At 37.8% G+C, this 19,008-nt stretch carries 18 protein-coding genes; 9 read left to right on the forward strand and 9 right to left on the reverse strand.

All coding sequences use genetic code 11. The annotated features are described in order from the left end of the window. Nucleotides 1-189: 189 nt before the first annotated feature. The 4 genes from JMN12_RS14950 to htpG form a co-directional block, all read right to left on the reverse strand. Entirely contained in the window at nucleotides 190-762 is a 573-nt protein-coding gene (locus JMN12_RS14950) for a PhnA domain-containing protein (RefSeq protein ID WP_088594017.1), read from the reverse strand. Between the two features lie 71 nt (nucleotides 763-833). Further along, nucleotides 834-3,221, reverse strand: a complete 2,388-nt coding sequence (locus JMN12_RS14955) for an outer membrane beta-barrel family protein (protein WP_203140056.1) — start codon at nucleotides 3,219-3,221, stop codon at nucleotides 834-836. A gap of 101 nt (nucleotides 3,222-3,322) precedes the next feature. After that, nucleotides 3,323-4,060, reverse strand: coding sequence for an EthD domain-containing protein (locus tag JMN12_RS14960; RefSeq protein ID WP_198475704.1), 738 nt, complete (start codon nucleotides 4,058-4,060; stop codon nucleotides 3,323-3,325). A 180-nt stretch (nucleotides 4,061-4,240) separates the two neighbouring features. Continuing rightward, complete coding sequence (htpG, locus tag JMN12_RS14965) at nucleotides 4,241-6,136, reverse strand: molecular chaperone HtpG (RefSeq protein ID WP_203140057.1); 1,896 nt, start codon at nucleotides 6,134-6,136, stop codon at nucleotides 4,241-4,243. Between the two features lie 241 nt (nucleotides 6,137-6,377). Between htpG and asnA the strand changes: the two genes are divergently transcribed. The 7 genes from asnA to trxB all read left to right on the forward strand — a co-directional run bounded on the left by asnA (nucleotide 6,378) and on the right by trxB (nucleotide 13,573). Continuing rightward, the gene (asnA, locus tag JMN12_RS14970; RefSeq protein WP_034556069.1) at nucleotides 6,378-7,382 is read left to right on the forward strand and encodes an aspartate--ammonia ligase; all 1,005 of its coding nucleotides are present in this window, start codon (nucleotides 6,378-6,380) and stop codon (nucleotides 7,380-7,382) included. Between the two features lie 63 nt (nucleotides 7,383-7,445). Then, the gene (locus JMN12_RS14975; protein ID WP_203082109.1) at nucleotides 7,446-8,126 is read left to right on the forward strand and encodes a hypothetical protein; all 681 of its coding nucleotides are present in this window, start codon (nucleotides 7,446-7,448) and stop codon (nucleotides 8,124-8,126) included. Nucleotides 8,127-8,141: 15 nt separating this feature from the next. Beyond that, the gene (locus JMN12_RS14980; RefSeq protein WP_203140059.1) at nucleotides 8,142-10,877 is read left to right on the forward strand and encodes a WD40/YVTN/BNR-like repeat-containing protein; all 2,736 of its coding nucleotides are present in this window, start codon (nucleotides 8,142-8,144) and stop codon (nucleotides 10,875-10,877) included. After that, nucleotides 10,877-11,851, forward strand: coding sequence for a hypothetical protein (locus JMN12_RS14985; RefSeq protein ID WP_203140061.1), 975 nt, complete (start codon nucleotides 10,877-10,879; stop codon nucleotides 11,849-11,851). The genes JMN12_RS14980 and JMN12_RS14985 overlap by 1 nt, the downstream gene beginning before the upstream one ends. A 92-nt stretch (nucleotides 11,852-11,943) precedes the next feature. Further along, on the forward strand, nucleotides 11,944-12,390 hold the full coding sequence (locus JMN12_RS14990) for a DUF6934 family protein (protein ID WP_203140063.1): 447 nt from the start codon (nucleotides 11,944-11,946) through the stop codon (nucleotides 12,388-12,390). A gap of 6 nt (nucleotides 12,391-12,396) precedes the next feature. Beyond that, a complete protein-coding gene (locus JMN12_RS14995; protein WP_203093968.1) occupies nucleotides 12,397-12,582 on the forward strand; it encodes a hypothetical protein in 186 nt (61 codons plus the stop codon). A 49-nt stretch (nucleotides 12,583-12,631) separates the two neighbouring features. Next, on the forward strand, nucleotides 12,632-13,573 hold the full coding sequence (gene trxB / locus JMN12_RS15000) for a thioredoxin-disulfide reductase (protein WP_203140065.1): 942 nt from the start codon (nucleotides 12,632-12,634) through the stop codon (nucleotides 13,571-13,573). Between the two features lie 99 nt (nucleotides 13,574-13,672). On the opposite strand, the gene JMN12_RS15005 is transcribed toward trxB, so the two are convergent. The 5 genes from JMN12_RS15005 to JMN12_RS15025 form a co-directional block, all read right to left on the reverse strand. Then, the gene (locus JMN12_RS15005; RefSeq protein WP_203140066.1) at nucleotides 13,673-15,592 is read right to left on the reverse strand and encodes an LTA synthase family protein; all 1,920 of its coding nucleotides are present in this window, start codon (nucleotides 15,590-15,592) and stop codon (nucleotides 13,673-13,675) included. 13 nt (nucleotides 15,593-15,605) lie between these two features. Further along, nucleotides 15,606-15,908, reverse strand: a complete 303-nt coding sequence (locus JMN12_RS15010; RefSeq protein WP_203140068.1) for a hypothetical protein — start codon at nucleotides 15,906-15,908, stop codon at nucleotides 15,606-15,608. Beyond that, entirely contained in the window at nucleotides 15,896-16,666 is a 771-nt protein-coding gene (surE, locus tag JMN12_RS15015) for a 5'/3'-nucleotidase SurE (protein ID WP_088594001.1), read from the reverse strand. The genes JMN12_RS15010 and surE overlap by 13 nt, the downstream gene beginning before the upstream one ends. A 149-nt stretch (nucleotides 16,667-16,815) precedes the next feature. Further along, nucleotides 16,816-17,271, reverse strand: coding sequence for a D-aminoacyl-tRNA deacylase (gene dtd / locus JMN12_RS15020; protein ID WP_009414496.1), 456 nt, complete (start codon nucleotides 17,269-17,271; stop codon nucleotides 16,816-16,818). Further along, nucleotides 17,268-17,555 (reverse strand): hypothetical protein, encoded by a 288-nt coding sequence (locus tag JMN12_RS15025; protein WP_203140070.1) that lies wholly within the window; start codon nucleotides 17,553-17,555, stop codon nucleotides 17,268-17,270. Before JMN12_RS15025 ends, dtd begins: the two co-directional genes overlap by 4 nt. Before the next feature lie 139 nt (nucleotides 17,556-17,694). Between JMN12_RS15025 and pdxH the strand changes: the two genes are divergently transcribed. Together pdxH and JMN12_RS15035 are read left to right on the forward strand one after the other, a co-directional pair. Then, a complete protein-coding gene (gene pdxH / locus JMN12_RS15030; protein WP_088593998.1) occupies nucleotides 17,695-18,336 on the forward strand; it encodes a pyridoxamine 5'-phosphate oxidase in 642 nt (213 codons plus the stop codon). A gap of 244 nt (nucleotides 18,337-18,580) precedes the next feature. Then, complete coding sequence (locus JMN12_RS15035; protein ID WP_203140072.1) at nucleotides 18,581-18,967, forward strand: hypothetical protein; 387 nt, start codon at nucleotides 18,581-18,583, stop codon at nucleotides 18,965-18,967. Nucleotides 18,968-19,008 lie beyond the last annotated feature (41 nt).

Here is a 19,008-nt window from a genome sequence, read left to right on the forward strand (position 1 = left end):
TATTTACAAAAAATATTTAGTAATTTCTCTGCAAAGGTATAATTTTATTTTTAAACTACCAAATAAAAAATATGTCTATTTATTAAATTTCTCATTAACAAATAGACACATTCTGGTGTAATCAGCTTAGTCAAAGATATAAGTCATATAAACATTAGAGATTTTGGCTAAGTGTGTGATATAAAATTATTAGGCTTTTTTCACGTATTGAGTGAGGATAACGATTTGTTGTCCATCAACTTTACCTTCTATATATTCAGCGTTTTCGGGATCGAGAGTGATTTTGCGCACAACAGTACCTTGTTTAGCTGTCATACTTGTACCTTTTACTTTCAGGTCTTTGATAAGTACAACGTTATCACCATTAGCGAGTACTGCCCCATTGCTATCTTTGTGAATTACCTTTTCGCTCTCTTCCAAATGGTCGTCGGAAGCTTGGGCAAAAGCCAATTCTTCCTCATCTAAATACATCATATTTAGAAGGTCGAGCGACCAGCCTTCGTTTTTGAGTCGGTTGAGGAGACGCCACGCCATTATCTTTACAGGGCGGTGTTCGCTCCACATACTATCGTTGAGGCAACGCCAATGGTTACTATCCATCGTTTCGGGATTTTGTATTTGACTAAGGCAAGTAGCACATACTAAAAGGCTATCATCTGTACTTTCGTTTCTAGCAGGAGGCACTGTATATACACTTAGGCTTTCAGTCGCTCCACAGAGCTCACAACAATTACCACTACGAGATTTTAGTTCTTGTAACATCTTAATTTAATTTGTCGATTCTCAATTAATTAATGTGCAAATATAGAGAGTTTTCTCCTAACTACACAAATTTATTCTTTTATTAATCTATCTTTTTCTGAATTATCTACTTGTATTTCATTTGTTTTAGATTGATTATTACCAAACTTATAGATTACAGAAAAATGTACACTGCGATTATCGTTGAAAATTCTATTTCTAAATTTATAAGTGCTATAATCGACGCTATTCCTTGCTATTGTTGTGTTAAAAGGGTCGGTTAAGTAGACATTCAGATTCAATTTCTGTTGTAAGAACGATAGAGAAGCTCCTAACCGCATTAGGAAAGTGTTCTTAGAGACATACATTTCTTCAACTCCTTTGGTGTTGTACAGCATATTCAAAAACAGTTTATTAGTTTTATTCTCATTCAAGGTTATGGTGAAATTTGATAACAAAGTGCCGTGTATTCCTCTTAAATTCTTATCAAGCAAACTTTCCTCTGCCGATTTAGATTGTTGATAGGATACATTAGCACTACTATAGTTAGATATACAATTAGAAATCTCCCAATTATAAGCCAACTCAGAACCTACACTATAAGTAGTTAATACATTCTTTGGTTGTGTTACTACTACATTGTTATTATTTTCAGTAGAAACTACAAAAGCCCAATTATCAGCTATTTTAGAACCATATAGAGAAAACGATAGGTTTCCTTTATACACATAACCAAACTCTATATTGGTGGTAATATTAGGCAATAAATCTGGATTGCCTATTTCGTAATTATTGGCGTCTTTGTAATTCCTAAAAGGATTCAAATCATATAAACTTGGTCTTGCAATTCGTTGGTTGAAAGAGAGAGCATAAGAATGATTATTATTTGGCTCATAAGAAAGAGATACGGTAGGAAACCAATTGTAATAACGTTTTTCATTGGTAATATTTTGGGTTATTAATGTTTCTTCTGTTTGGGTATGCTCATATCTTATACCAGCACTTAAAAAGAGTTTTTCAGTAAGATTGCGAGAGAGATTCAAATACATTGCCCATAAGCGTTCTTTGTAAAGAAAATCATTGGATTTTGAGGTATCAAAAACATCTAATCCGCCTATTTTATTGTAGAATTTCACTCCGTTATCATTACTGAAATAAGTACCTTTACCACCTATTTCAATTTTTGTATTCAAAAAAGTTGTTTCTAAGTCGGTACCAAAAGCATTGATTTTGAAAGTATAGTCTATATTATTCTTATTTTCAAAAGAACTTTCTAATATTTGTCCATCTCCTCTGTAATTATTAGCTCTGAATACAGAGGTAGAATTATTAGTATTTCTATTATGATTGAAATAAAACTTTAATTGGCTACCCAAAGTATCTAATTTGATATCTAAGTAAGGAGAAAATGAGAGACCTTTATTATTACCCAAAGTATTAGTAGGCAATTGTTGAGTTTTTAATACACTTTGGACATTATTGTAGAATTTAACCTCAGAATGCCCGTAAGCATTATTATCCCAGTTGCTGTAATTGAGGTAGAAACCCAAATTAATAGCTTTTACTAACTGATAGTCGGCATTGAGCTGATGACTTAATCCTTTGTCTATTCTCTCAGTATTTTCAACGGACTCTCTTTGCTCATCGGTGAAAAGTAGTTTGTTTTTATTCTCAAAATTCCTATTTTCATCACCATAAAACAAATTGTAATTGAGAATTAGCTTCTCGTTGGAATAATTGAGTGTTAAAGTGTTATTTACGCTTGCTTTGGTTCTGAGTATAGAAGTTGAAGAGATATTGGCATCAAAACCTGTATTTAGTTTTTTCTTTAGCTTAATATTAATAAGACCTGTATTTCCTGCCGCATCGTACTTTGCTGATGGGTTAGTAATAATCTCTATTTTGTCGATATTCTCAGACCTTAATGTTTTTAAGTAGTTCTTTAAATCATCACCCGAAATATTGAGCGGTCTATCGTCTAACATTACTAATACATTGCTTTTCCCGATAATTTTTAGTCCGTCGCTGGTGGGGTCGATTCGAGGAATGTTTTTAAGCAATTCATCACTACTGACCCCTGTAGAAAGTAAACTATTCTGTACATTATACACCAACCTATCCGACTTCTTTTCAATTAGTTGTTTCTTTGCTGTAAGGATTACTTCTGATAACTGATGTGCATTATCAACCTTCAACACCCCTAAGTCTATATTTTCATTAAGTACTATTGTTTTTTGGTATAGTATCTCACCTAAATATCTTATCACAAGGGTAAAGTTCCCTTTCTTATTTACAGACAATGTAAAATCACCTTTATTTCCCGATAATTCACTTAAAAAAGGTTTATTATTCTCATATAGTATCACTTCAGCAAATTCAATAGGGAGCTGGTACATATCAGTAACTTTCCCTTTTATTGACTGAGAAAAAAGAGGATAACTGAATAAGAAAAAGGAATATAGAAGTAAAGGCTTCTTCATAATAGTTTATCGTATATTCTCTGCAAAAATAAAGTTTTTCTTAGAAACTACAAAAAAAGAGGCACGAGCTACAAGCTCGCGCCAGCGTATGATGATTTTTATTATAAAAACTCTACTTTTAAATAATTGATTTTACCTTCTGAATTTAGTTTTGCTGTATCTTTACCTTTAAAGGCAAAGAAAGTACCATCTTTTCGTTTCCCTGAGACAGCCCAATGAGTCTCAAGAGTATTTTCAGCAACTTTAATGGTTTCCCAAAGGTGTTTTGTAGTTTTATTTCTTTCAAAAAATTGTTTAAAAAAGGAGATTACTGCAGTTTTCCCTTTCATTTGTGAGCCATCAGCACTTAACATTGTAATATCTTCAGAAAACAAAGCTATTAACTTATCAAAGTCTGCTACACTATTTCCTGCATAATCTGACAAATAGAAATACTCATCGAGAACTGTCCAACTTTTAACTTCAAAAGGCAATTTATCAAATATTTTTTCCTCAGTACCGAGCCACATTACAGAGTTTGCCATATCTACAAATTTGAGTTCATCGGCACGGAGGTCGGCTAAGGCTTTTTGCCCCTCAGGAGTGTTACGGGCTCTGAGAAAATCGTCTTTACTTTCATACCACAATTCACCCATAGCATCAAAGGTAAAAGGGAGGGTTTCTCGCTGTGTAGACGATTTTTCATCAGTAGGTTGAAAAGGAAATGTTTTAGCATAATCCTTTATCAACAGGGCTTCTTTATAGTTTATTACTTTTTGAGAATGTGCTTCCCATAGTTTTATAAATTCTTCTGTGCTAAGATGCTGTTTCTTGCGCACAAACATTATAATCTTAAACATATCAATATAAGTTATCAGAATAATTAAAAGATTGTCTAAAAAAGATTGTAAGGAATTTTACAAAACGTTTCTACAAAATATATTGTAAAAATACCTGATTATCATTATATTCAACTTTGCCAAAGGTCGTAGCACGACAAGCTACTAAAACCTTTGGCAAAGTGTAATGGTGTTTATTTACTAATTTGCTAATTTGTTAATTTCCCAATTTCTTTTTACAAAGTCGGCAAGTTCTTTACCTTTGAGGAGACCTTGTGAGAGTCGTGCTAAATCAAAGGCTTGCTTGATAAGGCTTTCTTTTTGAACTTCGTCTTTAGAGTGGAGGATAGCATCGGCTAAAGGAGAATTGCTATTTACCACTACGTGATATACTTCGGGGAAGCCTCCCATAGCGAACATACCACCTCCTCCGGTAGCACTCATTTCCTTCATACGGCGCATAAACTCGGGTTGATTGATAACGAATGGCGTATCATCGCTGTCTAAGTCTTCTAACTGCACCATATAGCCTTCTTTGGGAATTACCTTTTCGATTTCAGCTTTCAGCGTGTTTTTCTCTTCGTCAGAAAGTTTGGCAATAATAGGTTCTTCTTTTTGTATCAGCTTAGCTACAGGAGCAGCATCTACACGGGTGAAAGTAAGTTTCTCATTATCACTCTCTAACTTCTGTATCAAGTGCGATACAATAGGGCTATCCAACAACAACACTTCGTAGCCTTTTTCTTTGGCTTGCTCAATAGCTGTATATTGTTGTTCTTTATTTTGAGCATATAACACTACCAAAGTACCATTTTTGTCGGTTTGTTCAGCTTTTATTGCTTCTTTTAGTTCTGCCAAAGTGTAATACTTGCCATCGGTAGTGGGGTACAACATAAAATCGGCTGCTTTTTCGTAGAATTTATCATCGGTAAGCATACCATATTCGAGCACTATCTTAATGTCGTTCCACTTGTTTTGGAAGTCGTCGCGATTATTAGTAAAGAGTGATTTCAGCTTATCAGCTACCTTACGAGTGATGTAATTGGCAATCTTCTTTACATTACCATCGGATTGGAGGTAAGAACGCGATACGTTTAGCGGAATATCTGGCGAATCTATCACCCCTTTGAGCATTGTTAAGAACTCGGGCACTATACCTTCGACGTTATCGGTAACAAATACTTGGTTTTGATACAACTGTATGCGGTCTTTCTGTAACTGCATATCGTTAGTAAGCTTAGGGAAATAGAGAATACCGGTAAGGTGGAACGGATAATCTACGTTCAGATGAATGTAGAAAAGAGGTTCATCGAACTGCATTGGGTAGAGTTCGTGATAGAACGCCTTATAATCCTCATCTTTTAAATCGGCTGGCTGTTTCGTCCAAGCAGGATTAGGGTTATTTACAATATTATCAACCGTTACATATTCCGTTTTATAGTCGTCAGGGGCATTTTCAGGACGAGGTAACGGCTCTTGTTTCGTACCAAATTTAATTGGGATAGGCATAAAGCGGTTGTACTTGCGCAACAACTCTTCGATACGGAAGTCTTCCAAAAACTCAGTAGAATCATCGGCGATGTGCAAGATAATTTCAGTACCGCGTTCGGTGCGTAGGTCGGTTTCCTCTAAGGTAAATTCAGGACTACCATCGCATACCCAACGCACGGCTGGAGCATCGGTATAGGATTTGGTGATGATTTCCACTTGTTTGGCTACCATAAAAGCAGAGTAGAAGCCCAATCCAAAATGACCTATCACTCCGGCGTCTTTGGCAGTATCTTTATATTTCTCCAAAAACTCCTCAGCTCCTGAAAAAGCAATTTGGTTGATGTACTTTTCGACCTCTTCAGCGGTCATACCGATACCTTGGTCGATTATATGGAGGGTTTTATTTTCCTTATCGACCTTCACTTCGATGATAGGGTTCCCATATTCCACTTTTGCCTCGCCTATAGTAGTGAGGTGTTTCAGTTTAAGGGTTGCATCGGTAGCGTTGGAGATAAGTTCACGCAAGAATATCTCGTGATCGCTGTACAAGAATTTTTTAATAAGTGGAAAGATGTTTTCCACAGAGACGTTTATATTTCCTTTCATTTTTATTTAATTTTTTAATGTTAGCGTAATAGCGAAAAGAGTACCAAAGTAGGGGAAGGTGACAAAATGGCAGACTCCCTATACTAATACCAAAATAATAAAACCTTTCCTCCATTCGAACACACATCGAACACGTATCGAACACGTATCGAACAAAACACCAACTCTTAATCATTAATATTGGTACAAATTTTGTGCATCTCTTCACCACCAATTCACCAAATCAGAAAATCAACTCATTATGATTATCATTCCTAAAAACTACTCATCGCCTTATGGCATTATGGACACTGAGCGCGCGATCAAGCTCATCAAAGATACTTTCGAAAAAGCTTTAGCTGAAGCCTTACACCTCACTCGTATCTCCGCCCCTCTATTCGTGAAACGCAATACAGGTCTCAACGACGACCTCAACGGAGTAGAACGACCCGTGAGTTTCGAAATGAAAGACGCCGAAGGTCAAACTATCGAAATCATTCACTCTCTTGCCAAATGGAAACGCTTGGCACTGAAACGCTATGGCATCGCACTACACGAAGGCATCTATACCGATATGAACGCCATCCGTCGCGATGAAACTTTAGATAATACCCATTCTATTTACGTTGACCAATGGGATTGGGAAAAAGTTATCGCTCCTTCCGACCGTTCCTTGGAATACTTACAACAAACAGTCAACCAGCTTTATAACGCATTTTTAGAAACTGAAGCCGCTCTCGTTGCTCACTACCCTAAATGTAAGGCTTTTTTGCCCAAAGAAATAACCTTCATCAGTTCGCAGGAGTTAGAAGACCGCTACCCTACTCTATCGCCTCAAAAACGCGAAGAAGTATTTGCCAAAGAAAAAGGGGCTATTTTTATCACTCAGATAGGTAAAACCTTGCGCTCAGGTAAAAAACACGACAACCGTGCCCCCGATTATGACGATTGGGAACTCAACGGCGACCTTATCATCTGGAATCCCTTGTTAAACAGCGCGTTAGAACTCTCGTCTATGGGTATACGAGTAGACGAAAAATCATTAGCACACCAATTGCAACTCGCTAATGCCGAACACCGCAAAACCTTAGACTATCACCAAATGTTGCTCAAAGGTGAACTCCCGCTCACCATCGGTGGGGGGATCGGTCAGTCGCGTATTTGTATGCTACTGATGCAAAAAGCGCATATAGGCGAAGTTCAAGCCTCTATCTGGACAGACGATATGCTGCAACTTTGCGAAGAAAACGGCATTCAGCTATTGTAATTCAATAATTTATTGTACTTTTGCAGTTGAAAAATTGAAAAAGAAGATGGCTAAAAAGATAAAATGCTTCAAGAATTTATACAAAACATAAAAACATATCGAAAAATTCCTATAACAGATGAACATATACAATACGATGCTGATAAAGGAAGTGTTGAAGTAACTTTTCAAACCAATAAAACGCATTTAAAACGATTTACTGCCTATAACAGTGGCAGTAGCACTTATGAAGTTTTCAATACAGAAACTCAAAAAACAGACGTTTCAGAAACTACAGAATTTCAGACTTTCAATAGTTTAACAAGTATTTTTCATCGTTTTTACTATGCCGATTTTTCTGAAATAAGCACTTTTATTGATACGCTTTTTACTGAAGGTTTTGAAAGATTTAAAGGAAGAGAAGAAATACAAGGTTTTGACTCTGGAGATTTCTTTCAGAAAGAAGAAGAAGAGACTATGTATTTCAAATACTTTCAAATCGTATGGAAAGATGCTTATTTAAATGAAAGAGATATGGATTTGTGTGATATAGAAGTATCTTACAAATTTTTAGACAACAAGAAGATAAAAGTATGGGTAGAATTGTGTGGAGGTGCTGATGGTATCATCTATAAAGAATTTTCAGCTGAAGGGCGCTTTGAAGAACTCAAACCTCAAATAACTACCTTTGTATATGAGTGTTACAATCATTATAACGAAGTGATGAAAGAATATATTGCATTCCCTATTACTTCAAATCAATAAAGTGTATTCATTACTATGAAAAACAATATCTTTTGTACTATTTCCTTATTAATAAGCAGTGTAACTCTTACCGCTCAAGAGTTGCTCCCTCTGCCTTTACGCCAAAAAGAAGAACTCAAAGCGCGTTCGTGGGTGCGTGAAACGCCTTTTGAACAGGTAATCGTAAAAGAAATAGGCAACCGCATCAGTACGCTGAATGTAAACCCTAAAAACAGTAACGAGTTTCTCGTCGCTCCTGAAAACGGAGGTATCTGGCTCACCCAAAATGGCGGCGAAACCTATACCCCCCTCTGCCCTACCCTTCCTACCCAATCTATCAGCGCTATCGCTATGGACTGGACTTCAGGCACTTTAGCACTTGCTACCCCCTACGGTATCTTCATCTCTGCTGATAAAGGCAAAACAACCAAATTCAGCGGATTGGCTAACACACAGCACATCAGCAGTTTGTATATCAATCCTCTCAACCCTCAAGAAATTATCGCCGGAATATTAGGCAACCCCTACAAAGCCGACGAAAAACGCGGTATCTTCAAAACCACCGACGGTGGTAAAACTTGGCAACAAAAGCTATTTGTGAGCACTCGTGCTGGTATCAGCCAAATCAACTCCTCCCCCGATGGCAGTGTGCTTTTAGCCGTTGCTTGGGACGTGAACAGCAGTCAGTGGGACGACCTCCCTTATGGCAGCTATAGCGCTGTTTACAAGAGTGTTGATGGTGGAAATTCGTGGACAAAAATCACTGCAAACAACGGATTTATCAAAGGAAATAACATCGGCAAAATAGGGGTTACTTGTTTCAATTCGCAAATTTATTATGCCGTGGTTGATAACCGCAATCCTAAGAAAAAAGAAAACAATAACAGTCTGCAAAAAACAGCACGTATCCACCTTACTGCTCAGGATTTCGATGCGATGAGCAAAGCCGATTTTCTTGCTTTAGACAACAACCGATTGAACATCTTCCTGCATAATATCGGTCAGGATAAGAAATATACTGCACAAAACCTCAAGGATATGATAGCTGCCGAGGTTACTTCGCCTGCTAAAATTCTCAGTTATTTAGGCGTTAGCACTCAAGAGATTATAGGTGCTGAAGTCTATATAACTAACGACGGCGGTAACTCTTGGCAAAAAGCTAACAGCCAACCTCTCAACGATATGTATTACCAAAATGGAGAACAATTCGGAGGCATTGCCGTAAACCTTACCAATAAAAACCACTTGTTTATAGGAGGTTATCCTCTGCTCGAATCTGACGACGGTGGTAAAACGTGGAGAAGCAAACAGCCGCTCTCTTTACAAAATAGTTATGAACAACTCTACTTACAACAAGGCACTTTGTTCTGTACTACCCCTAACGGACTACAACTCTCTTACGACAATGGTAAAAGTTTTGCCACTAAAAACGTATCTCAAGCTATAGCCTTCAATCAGTTGTGTTATGACCAAGCAAGCAAAACGCCTTATTATGTGAGTGATCAAGCCGTATTAGCTCAGAACAACAGCCATTGGAATACTTTCAAAAGAAACATACATTTACTTTCGTTTGGCAACGACAGCTATGCCGCTGAACCTTATGGCAAATTCTTCACTTTTTTCCCCGATAGAGACCAACTTTTCCCTCTCGGAAGTGCTTACTATGGCGAGAATAAAGCCCCTTTGCGCTTTGGTGAAAAAGCACCACTGCTCATATCCCCTCAAAATAAAGATATCATCTACATCGGGAGCAACAAGCTACATATCTCAATGGACAAAGGTCGCAATTGGCGCACTATTTCCGACGATGTAACTAATGGTAACAAGCAAGGTAACAAGGCTTATGGCACTATTTCGGCTATTGCCGAATCGCCTTTTATGTTTGGCCTGCTCTATACAGGTAGTGATGACGGTATGATTTACACCACCGATAATGGGGGCGTATCGTGGAAACAGATATACAACGCCTTCCCTCGCGCCCTAAAAGTGAACAATCTGATTGCCTCTAAGCACCAACGCAACCGCGTATTGGCAACCCTCATCAGCACCGATGAAACTCAAGGCGACCCCATTATTTTTATGAGTAACGACAACGGAAAAAGCTGGACAGACATTCACTCTAACCTCCCCGATGCCAAAGTGAACGTTCTCAAAGAAGACCCTAAGAACGAGCAAATTCTGTATGCCGGAACCGATAACGGCTTGTATATCACCTTCAATTTAGGCGAAAGCTGGCAACCGTTCAGCCAAGGACTCCCCGAAACAGGTGTGAATGATATTTATATCGATGACTCAAACGGTGAAATGACCGTCGCTACTTTAGGACGTGGCATCTATCGCACTTCAGTGAAAATGATGCAAGAGCTCCGTGCTGCCATTGTAACTCAAGCCTTTTTCCCGTTAGAAACCCCCATCACAATCCCCTATTCACCCAATTGGGGCAATGCTACAAGTGAATGGGATGACCCCGTACAACCTAAAGTGTATTTCTATGCTTTTGCTGCCAACGACAATGTGGAAGTGCCTATTAAAATAATGAAAGGCAGAGTAACACTTCAAACTTTCAACTACAAAAGTAACAAAGGTTTTAACTATATTCCTTACGACCTAAGCATCTCGCCCGAAGGTAAATTAGCTTATGAAAAAAGCCTCCAAAAGATATTCCTATCCACCGCTACCGATGGCAAAGTATATCTCCCAAAAGGGCGCTACACTGTAGTTTTCACCCTCCCCGATGGCTTTGAGGAAGAGAGAACTCTCGATATATTCTAATGAAACGATATACCGAAAAACATATTATTCTTTGGAAAGACGACACTTGGGTAACCTGTCCCGAGTGCCAAAAAATCGCCGTTGTTACCAATTGTCAAGTACATTGCCAGCACTGCGGTTTTGAAAAGAAAGCTGAAGAATTAGAGTTGTTTGCAGCTATCGTAAAACTCAACTGCCCCAATTGTGGCACACTTATTGAGCAACGACAAGGCGGACTAAAAGAAACCAATGAATTCCGGCAAGTAAAATGCCCCAAATGCAACGAAGAATATCTCGTAAAACCCCAATACGAATCCTACCGACAGCCCAACCCCACTCCCTCTAACGGACTGAAATGCGATAGTACTTTCGGGTTGCCCTATTTTTTTCAAGAGAATGTGCGCGGCAACCTATTTTGGGCAAGAAATATGAGCCATTTAGAGGTAATGGAAGATTACATCGCCTCTGACCTACGCGAACGTGAGGGAATGACAATGGTAGCCAAGCTCCCCACCTTTGTAAAAAGCAAAAAGAACCGTGACTTAATACTAAAAATCTTGCACAAATGGAAAGAAAAAATCTCAACCCCCGATTATAAGCTCCCTCCTTCCATTGCTACCGAGCAAATTCACTTGTTTTTTGCCAATGATAAAGTAACTATTAGCGATTATTTAAAAAATATTTCTCACAAAATAACAAGTTCGGTAAATTACACCCGAGTATATTCGCATAAAAACGGTTATCAATGGGTGTGTTTCTACAAATACAATCGTATAAAGAGAGCATTTACTAAGGAATGGTTAGCGCAAATCCCTTTTGAAGTAAAAACCATCTACCTATATCATTACTACGATACTTTCAACGATGTCCAAAACATACTAAAAACCTTTCTACAACACTATCTACAAGAAAACACTCCCAACAGTCTATACATCAGCTTTGGCGAAAAGTTACTCCCCGCCAATGAATTTCTTAATTTACTAATTATCTCATAACTCACCACTTGGCAAAGTTTTTGTTTGTTATTCATTGTTAATTATTAATTGTTTTATATCTTTGCGCGCAAGAATAAATAAATTACCAAATAATGAACCTACCACAATATGAAGTTACTCCTGATGAGAATTTATATAAATTTACTTTTATAAGTGAGGGAAAGAATGGAAAAGTAGAAAAGATAGTGCTTTATGAGGAAATTAATGAAGGCGTTTTTAATTTAGCGTTTGGAGATAAAGATATTACCACAGGACATATCAATGATAGGATTGTAACAAACAATGGTGACACCGAAAAAGTATTGGCTACCGTTATTTCTACTGTATATACTTTTTTTGACAAAAACCCTAATGCTTATATATTTGCAACTGGAAGTACTCACACTCGCAATAGATTATATAGACGCGGGATTACAAAGTACTTACAAGAAGCTCTTGAATCCTTTAAAATTTATGGAATGTTACCTAGTGAAAAGTTTGAAATATTCAATCCAAATACTGACTATGTAGGATTCCTAATTCATTTAAAAAAAATATAAAAAACAATGACAACAAAAGAAAAAAAAGATTTAGAAAAAAAGATGTGGGACAAACATCGTATTAAAATTAAATTTAAGGATAGTGTAGAATCTTATAGTGATGAAAAATATTTATCTGAAAAAGCAATAGCTGCTAAAGCTTTGTTCAACAGAATAGGGCACCCTAAAGATTTTCTACAAGGAATAAATTAATTATTAGAATCAATCTTATTTATATCGTTAAAAAAAAGAAAAAATCACTATGGCAAACATCGAAAAAATAAAATGCCTCATTATAGGCTCAGGGCCTGCGGGCTATACCGCGGCTATCTATGCCTCTCGCGCTAACCTTAATCCTGTTATCTACCAAGGAGAACAACCTGGCGGACAGCTCACTACTACCAACGAGGTAGAAAACTTCCCCGGCTATCCTGAGGGGGTAATGGGTACAGAAATGATGATGCAATTAGAGCAACAAGCTAAACGTTTTGGCGCTGATATTCGCAACGGTTGGGTAACTAAAGTAGACTTCTCTGCTCACCCTCACAAAGTATGGGTAAACGACCAAGAACTCCACGCCGATGCCGTGATTATCGCTACAGGTGCTTCAGCTAAATACTTAGGGTTACCCTCCGAACAACACTACCTCCAAACAGGAGGCGGCGTATCGGCTTGTGCTGTGTGCGATGGTTTCTTCTACCGCAATCAACACGTGGCTATTGTAGGAGCAGGCGACTCAGCTTGTGAAGAAGCGCTTTACTTGGCAAACCTTTGTTCAAAAGTAACTATGCTCGTGCGTCGTGATGAGTTCCGCGCTTCGCAAATTATGAAAGAACGCGTACTCAATTCACCTAAAATAGAAGTGCTTTTCAATACCGAAACTGAAGAAATTCTCGGTGACGGACAAGTTGTTACGGGTATGAAAGTCCGCAACAACAAAACGGGAGAAATAAGCGAAATAGATATCACAGGTTTCTTTGTAGCTATCGGTCACAAACCTAATACCGATGTTTTTAAACCTTATATTGATACTGATGAAGTAGGCTATATCAAAAACGTAGCAGGCACTTCGCTCACTAATGTAGCAGGAGTATTTGTTGCAGGTGATGCCGCCGATACTCGCTACCGCCAAGCCATTACTGCTGCCGGTTCAGGTTGTATGGCGGCGTTGGACGCAGAGAAATACCTTCTTACTCTTGAATAGCTAAGAGGTAAGAGATAAGAAAGCGCGATGTTTATCATTGGAAACATCGCGCTTTCTCTTTTGCTAATTTATTTGCTTGTGCCGCTGGCACCTAATTTGCTAATTATTCAATTTGTGATTGATAATCCTATCCATATAATCCTGCATAAAGGCTTTTAAATCTTTGATACCTTTTTGTATTTCAGCATTATCTTCTTTACCTAAAAGATTATTTTTCAGAGCTCCATCTTCTTTTTTATACACCCCATTTACTTTGCCTGTCTCGTCTACGATATAAGTATAATTACCTTGCATCATTTGATACATCAGCGCATCCGAAATGAAAGCACGTGGTGTTTCATCAGGACGATTGGCAAACACACTGCGTCCCCAAGAGCGGAAAGGTTTTTTATACCCTATCAAATCTACTAACGAAGGATAGATGTCTATTTGTTGAGCGATATCCGAATTTACCCCTTTAGGCACTAAATTAGGATTCGGACTGTAAAACATTATCGCCGCTCCTCTACCTGTAATAGGCTCTTTATAAAGGTCGTAATAAGTTTGGTTAGGGTGATCATTCACAAAAGCAAAAATCGTATTGTTATACCAAGGTTGTTTTTTAGCACACTCAAAAAATCGTTTGATGGCATAATCGGTATAGCCAATACATTGGTGAATCTCTAAATTCCCTTTAGGAAATTTACCCTCATATTGTTTAGGAATTTGAAAAGGGTGGTGGGAGGAGAGCGTGAAAATAGTGCCTAAAAAAGGTTGTTTCTTTTCGGAATAAGTTCTGCACATATATTGGAAGAAAGGTTCATCCCAAATCCCCCAGTGTCCATCGTCATCAGCATCGTTATTGTACTCATTTTTACCGTAGTAATGGTCAAAACCTAAGATATTAGAAAAACCTAAGAATCCCATAGACCCATTAGGAGCTGAATGGAAGAAAGAAGTATCGTACCCCATTTCTTTGGCAATAGAAACCAATGATTGTGTAGGTTGTTTCACATAAGGTGATGAGGTATAAGCCACTTGAAAAGAGGGTATTCCCGCTAACATTGACGACATTCCGTGTATCGACTGGCGACCTGTGCAATAAGCGTTATCGAGCACATAAGAATGTTGAGAGAGCGAGTCTAAAAAAGGCGTATACGATTTAAAATCAGGAATATGCGTTTTAGTGTTCATACAACCCCAGTACTCTTTGCCAAAACTTTCTAAAATAAAGAGAACCACATTGGGTTGGGTAGTTACTTCGCGGTTATATTGTTTAATAGGTTTTAAATTCTCATTAATGTAAGCTTCATCTACAAAGTGATATTCTTTAAAACCTTTATTTTTGCCCATACTGCGAATAAGGCAAAAAGGCGTGTTGAGAATTGCATCAGCCTGTGCTGTAATATTCACGTGTCGGCTAGCATCAAGCATATTGATAGGACGAGTATCCGAGGTAAAACCTCCTCCGCGAATAGCCATCATTATCAGAGTGCCAAAACCTAAGAAAAATACGATTGACCACCCAAAGTAAGATTTCTTTTGAGCGATAGTCGTTTCAGTAATCTTCACGCGTTTATAGAGAAAAACCCAAAGTGCTATCAACAAAAAGAAGCCCACAAATAAATACCAATAGTCTATTAAAAAACTACCGAATAATTTCATCTTGTTGTTTTCGTGTTCAATAACAGCAAACGATGCCGAGGTAAGACGGGACTTGCTAAAAGGATAATATGCCATATCGATAAAGTTAGTAGTATAAGCAATCGTATTAGGTATAAAATACGACCAAAACACCACTTTTTGAAACTTTTTATGGGTATTTATCCACAAAGGGAGTAAACTGAGCAGTATAAACAGCAAGTTAGTATACATTATAGCACAGTTATCAAACGCTAATCCATAATAAAAAAGGTCTGATAAGTTATAATCACCCATTTCTCCGTGATTGAAATAGATAAACAAACCACGGGCAATAGCATAAAACAAATATACCAAGAAGATACGGTATAAAAAAACTATATATTCTCTAATTCTCATTGTATTTAGTTTTTTAAATGAATTGTAATATTAAAATAATGATGGTAAGCACTGCCGAAGCGATAAGCACCCCTCTGGCGCGTTCGTTTTCATAACGATTGATAAAAAAGAAGAAAACAGCAAGGTCTAACAAGGCTCCCAACAGAATGAGTTTTCCTAAATAGCCTCTGTAGTAAGCATCTTGAAGGGTTACACCAATACTGTTTTTAGAAAAAATAAGGATATAAGCTAATATCCCAATCGCATTAGCCAATATCCCTATTGTAAAACCTATAAGTTGATTTTTTCGGTTGTAGTTCATTTCTATAAATCCCATTGTTTTAGCGGTTCAATATTTTGGTGAGCAGTAAGGTCAAACTGAATAGGTACAACCGATATATAGCCATTTTCAAGCGCCCATTGGTCAGTATCAGTACCTTCATCTTCATTCACAAAAGTACCTGTCATCCAATAGTACACTCTTCCCTGTGGGTTCACGCGTTTGTCAAAACTCTCTATCCATCGAGAACGTGCTTGTCGGCATATTTTCACCCCTTTAATTTCTTCCTTCTTGATATTAGGGATGTTTACGTTCAGCACTGTTCCTTTAGGCAAGCCATTAGCAAGCACCTTCTCAGCAATATTTTTGATATAAGAGCGCGCTTGAGAGAAATCAGCATTCCAACTCGGGTCTAACAACGAAAAACCAATAGCAGGAATGCCCTCAGTACCCGCCTCAATAGCCGCACTCATCGTTCCTGAATATATCACGTTGATAGAAGCATTAGAACCGTGATTGATACCACTCACACACAAATCGGGCAGACGACCGTTCAGCACTTCGTGTTTGGCTATTTTCACACAATCAGCAGGGGTACCGCTACAAGCGTATTCGCGAGTAGCTCCGTTATGTGACGGCACAGGGTCGCAGTACATCGTTGTATCGAGGGTAACGGCGTGCCCTTTACCACTCTGTGGTGAATCAGGAGCTACTACCACCACTTCACCTAATTCTTTCATTATGTCTATCAGATAACGGATACCAGGAGCGGTAATACCATCGTCGTTTGTTACTAATATCAAAGGTTTTTGCATATTCAAAAAAAACGTAAAAAATATTAAGCGCACAAAAGTACAAAATAATTAACAATTTACAACCAACAATTTACAACTATTCAAAAAAAGATGTAATTTTGCTATTCCAACAAACATCCTAACCAAAGATAAAAAGTAATTACCGACATTTAAAAATCCTTATTTTTTGTATCTATCAAAATCGTTACTGGTCCATCGTTACAGAGATTTACCTGCATCATCGCTCCAAATTGCCCCGTAGGCACTCGTTTGCCAAGCAATATTTCCACTTGCTTTACAAACGCCTCATAGATAGGAATTGCCACCTCAGGACGCGCCGCCCTGATATAGCTGGGGCGATTGCCTTTTTTAGTAGCTGCGTGCAAAGTGAATTGCGACACAACAAGCACCTCGCCATCCACATCCTTCACCGAGAGGTTCATCACACCATTTTCATCTTCAAAAACGCGTAAATTCACTATCTTTGCTGATAGCCACGCAATATCCTCATCGCTATCGCTATCTTCTATCCCTACCAATACTAATAAGCCTTTATTGATAGAGGCTACCGTTTGCTTTTCTATATCCACTGAAGCGTGGTTTACTTTTTGAATAACTACTCTCATAAAAATCTTTCTTTAAGTCCTAATGCTAAAACTCTTTCTTTAAAATTAGTCCTCACTTGTGATGGTATTTGAGATTCATACTTAACATTCAAATTTAGTTTTGTGATTTCGTTTTCAGAAATATCACCCCCATCCTCCTTATAAGCATAAATCCACAAGCAGAAACCTTTATACTTTAAAGTAAACTCATCATACTGTTTATCAAAACTAATAAGCTCTTCTTTAAAAAGTTCTTTAAGAACGTTTAAAAACGTTTCTATGCTAAAAAATCCTTCTTTTGCCATAAAAATTAATCTGAATTAGAACTACCAAAATAAGCCACAAAAAGCATACCACCAAAAGAACAACGCAATATTATTCAATCTGTTACAAAAAATACGGTTGTGAATTGATAAATTATTAGTATTTTTGCAAAAAAAATAAATGGACTTAAGTAATTATCGAAAAACCTATAACAAACGGGAACTTTTAGAGAAAGACGCACCCGAAAACCCAATGCAGCTCTTTCAAACGTGGTTTTATGAAGCCGATGAAGCTGATAGCATTGACGAAGCTAACGCTATGTCGGTCAGCACCATAGGGCTTGATGGATTTCCAAAAACACGCGTTGTACTACTCAAACAATACACTTACGAAGGGTTTATATTCTACACCAACTACCACAGCGAAAAAGGTAGAGCTATAGAAGCCAATCCGCACTTGTGCTTATCGTTTTTTTGGCCATCTCTTGAGCGACAAATTATTATCAAAGGTATCGCCGAACGTGTAGCTGCCAATACCTCTGATGGTTATTTCGAATCGCGTCCGTTAGGCAGTCAGTTAGGAGCAGTGGTATCGCCACAGAGCGAAGTAATCCCCACACGTGAGTACTTAGAAGAACGACTACACACCTTAGAAGCCCAATACGAAGGCAAAGAAGTACCACGCCCTCCTCATTGGGGTGGCTACTTAGTGCGCCCTCTGAGCATAGAGTTCTGGCAAGGACGTCCCAACCGCCTACACGACCGCCTGCGCTACACCCTCACTGAAGATTACGACTGGAAAATAGAGCGATTAGCCCCGTGATGAACTGAAACATTATCCCCTACCCTACTCTTCTATTTTAGGGTTGTCTCTCAATTATTCTTGAATATTTTTTGCTTCATCTCCATCTTCCACATTGAGAAGATTTAAGATATGTATTTAATAAATTTCGAACAAGATTATAACTTAAAATCTCACAATTAATGTATTAAAAATTGCATAAAGCTTTCCAATGGTATAATTATTGCATCAAACTTTAATATTAATTTTTTAAATTGAATCAAGTATGAAAAAAACTATTGCTTTAGTATCGGTGATTTGTTTATCACTAATAGCCTTTTCTTGTATATCTTGCAGCAAGAATGATGACCCAGCAGACAATGACCTTTTTGTAGGAACCTATAAAGGTAAAATCTCTTATTCAAATGGAGATGAAAAAAAATCTGCTGATAACGGAGCTGTGACAGTTGTTAAAACAGGAAATGACTATTATTTCCGTTTTTCAGACGGCATTCCTGACCTTAAAGGTGTTAGCTTCAAAAAAGAAGGAGATAACACTTTAGTAAACATCGACTTGAAAGATGGTGTGAAAATCATTAGAATCAACGCCTCTTCATTGAACATTTTGTATACTACAGATGGAAAGACCTGGATTGCTAACGCAAGTAGGTGATAATTCTAAAAAAGAAGCACTAAAAAAGAGCCTGTCCGAAA

The organism is Capnocytophaga genosp. AHN8471, from assembly GCF_016806945.1.
Taxonomy (GTDB): Bacteria; Bacteroidota; Bacteroidia; order Flavobacteriales; family Flavobacteriaceae; genus Capnocytophaga; species Capnocytophaga periodontitidis.

Coding starts and splice junctions, on each gene's coding strand:
- JMN12_RS14950 (WP_088594017.1), bottom strand. CDS start 762: ATGTTACAAGAACTAAAATCTCGTAGTGGTAATTGTTGTGAGCTCTGT.
- JMN12_RS14955 (WP_203140056.1), bottom strand. CDS start 3,221: ATGAAGAAGCCTTTACTTCTATATTCCTTTTTCTTATTCAGTTATCCT.
- JMN12_RS14960 (WP_198475704.1), bottom strand. CDS start 4,060: ATGTTTAAGATTATAATGTTTGTGCGCAAGAAACAGCATCTTAGCACA.
- htpG (WP_203140057.1), bottom strand. CDS start 6,136: ATGAAAGGAAATATAAACGTCTCTGTGGAAAACATCTTTCCACTTATT.
- asnA (WP_034556069.1), top strand. CDS start 6,378: ATGATTATCATTCCTAAAAACTACTCATCGCCTTATGGCATTATGGAC.
- JMN12_RS14975 (WP_203082109.1), top strand. CDS start 7,446: ATGCTTCAAGAATTTATACAAAACATAAAAACATATCGAAAAATTCCT.
- JMN12_RS14980 (WP_203140059.1), top strand. CDS start 8,142: ATGAAAAACAATATCTTTTGTACTATTTCCTTATTAATAAGCAGTGTA.
- JMN12_RS14985 (WP_203140061.1), top strand. CDS start 10,877: ATGAAACGATATACCGAAAAACATATTATTCTTTGGAAAGACGACACT.
- JMN12_RS14990 (WP_203140063.1), top strand. CDS start 11,944: ATGAACCTACCACAATATGAAGTTACTCCTGATGAGAATTTATATAAA.
- JMN12_RS14995 (WP_203093968.1), top strand. CDS start 12,397: ATGACAACAAAAGAAAAAAAAGATTTAGAAAAAAAGATGTGGGACAAA.
- trxB (WP_203140065.1), top strand. CDS start 12,632: ATGGCAAACATCGAAAAAATAAAATGCCTCATTATAGGCTCAGGGCCT.
- JMN12_RS15005 (WP_203140066.1), bottom strand. CDS start 15,592: ATGAGAATTAGAGAATATATAGTTTTTTTATACCGTATCTTCTTGGTA.
- JMN12_RS15010 (WP_203140068.1), bottom strand. CDS start 15,908: ATGGGATTTATAGAAATGAACTACAACCGAAAAAATCAACTTATAGGT.
- surE (WP_088594001.1), bottom strand. CDS start 16,666: ATGCAAAAACCTTTGATATTAGTAACAAACGACGATGGTATTACCGCT.
- dtd (WP_009414496.1), bottom strand. CDS start 17,271: ATGAGAGTAGTTATTCAAAAAGTAAACCACGCTTCAGTGGATATAGAA.
- JMN12_RS15025 (WP_203140070.1), bottom strand. CDS start 17,555: ATGGCAAAAGAAGGATTTTTTAGCATAGAAACGTTTTTAAACGTTCTT.
- pdxH (WP_088593998.1), top strand. CDS start 17,695: ATGGACTTAAGTAATTATCGAAAAACCTATAACAAACGGGAACTTTTA.
- JMN12_RS15035 (WP_203140072.1), top strand. CDS start 18,581: ATGAAAAAAACTATTGCTTTAGTATCGGTGATTTGTTTATCACTAATA.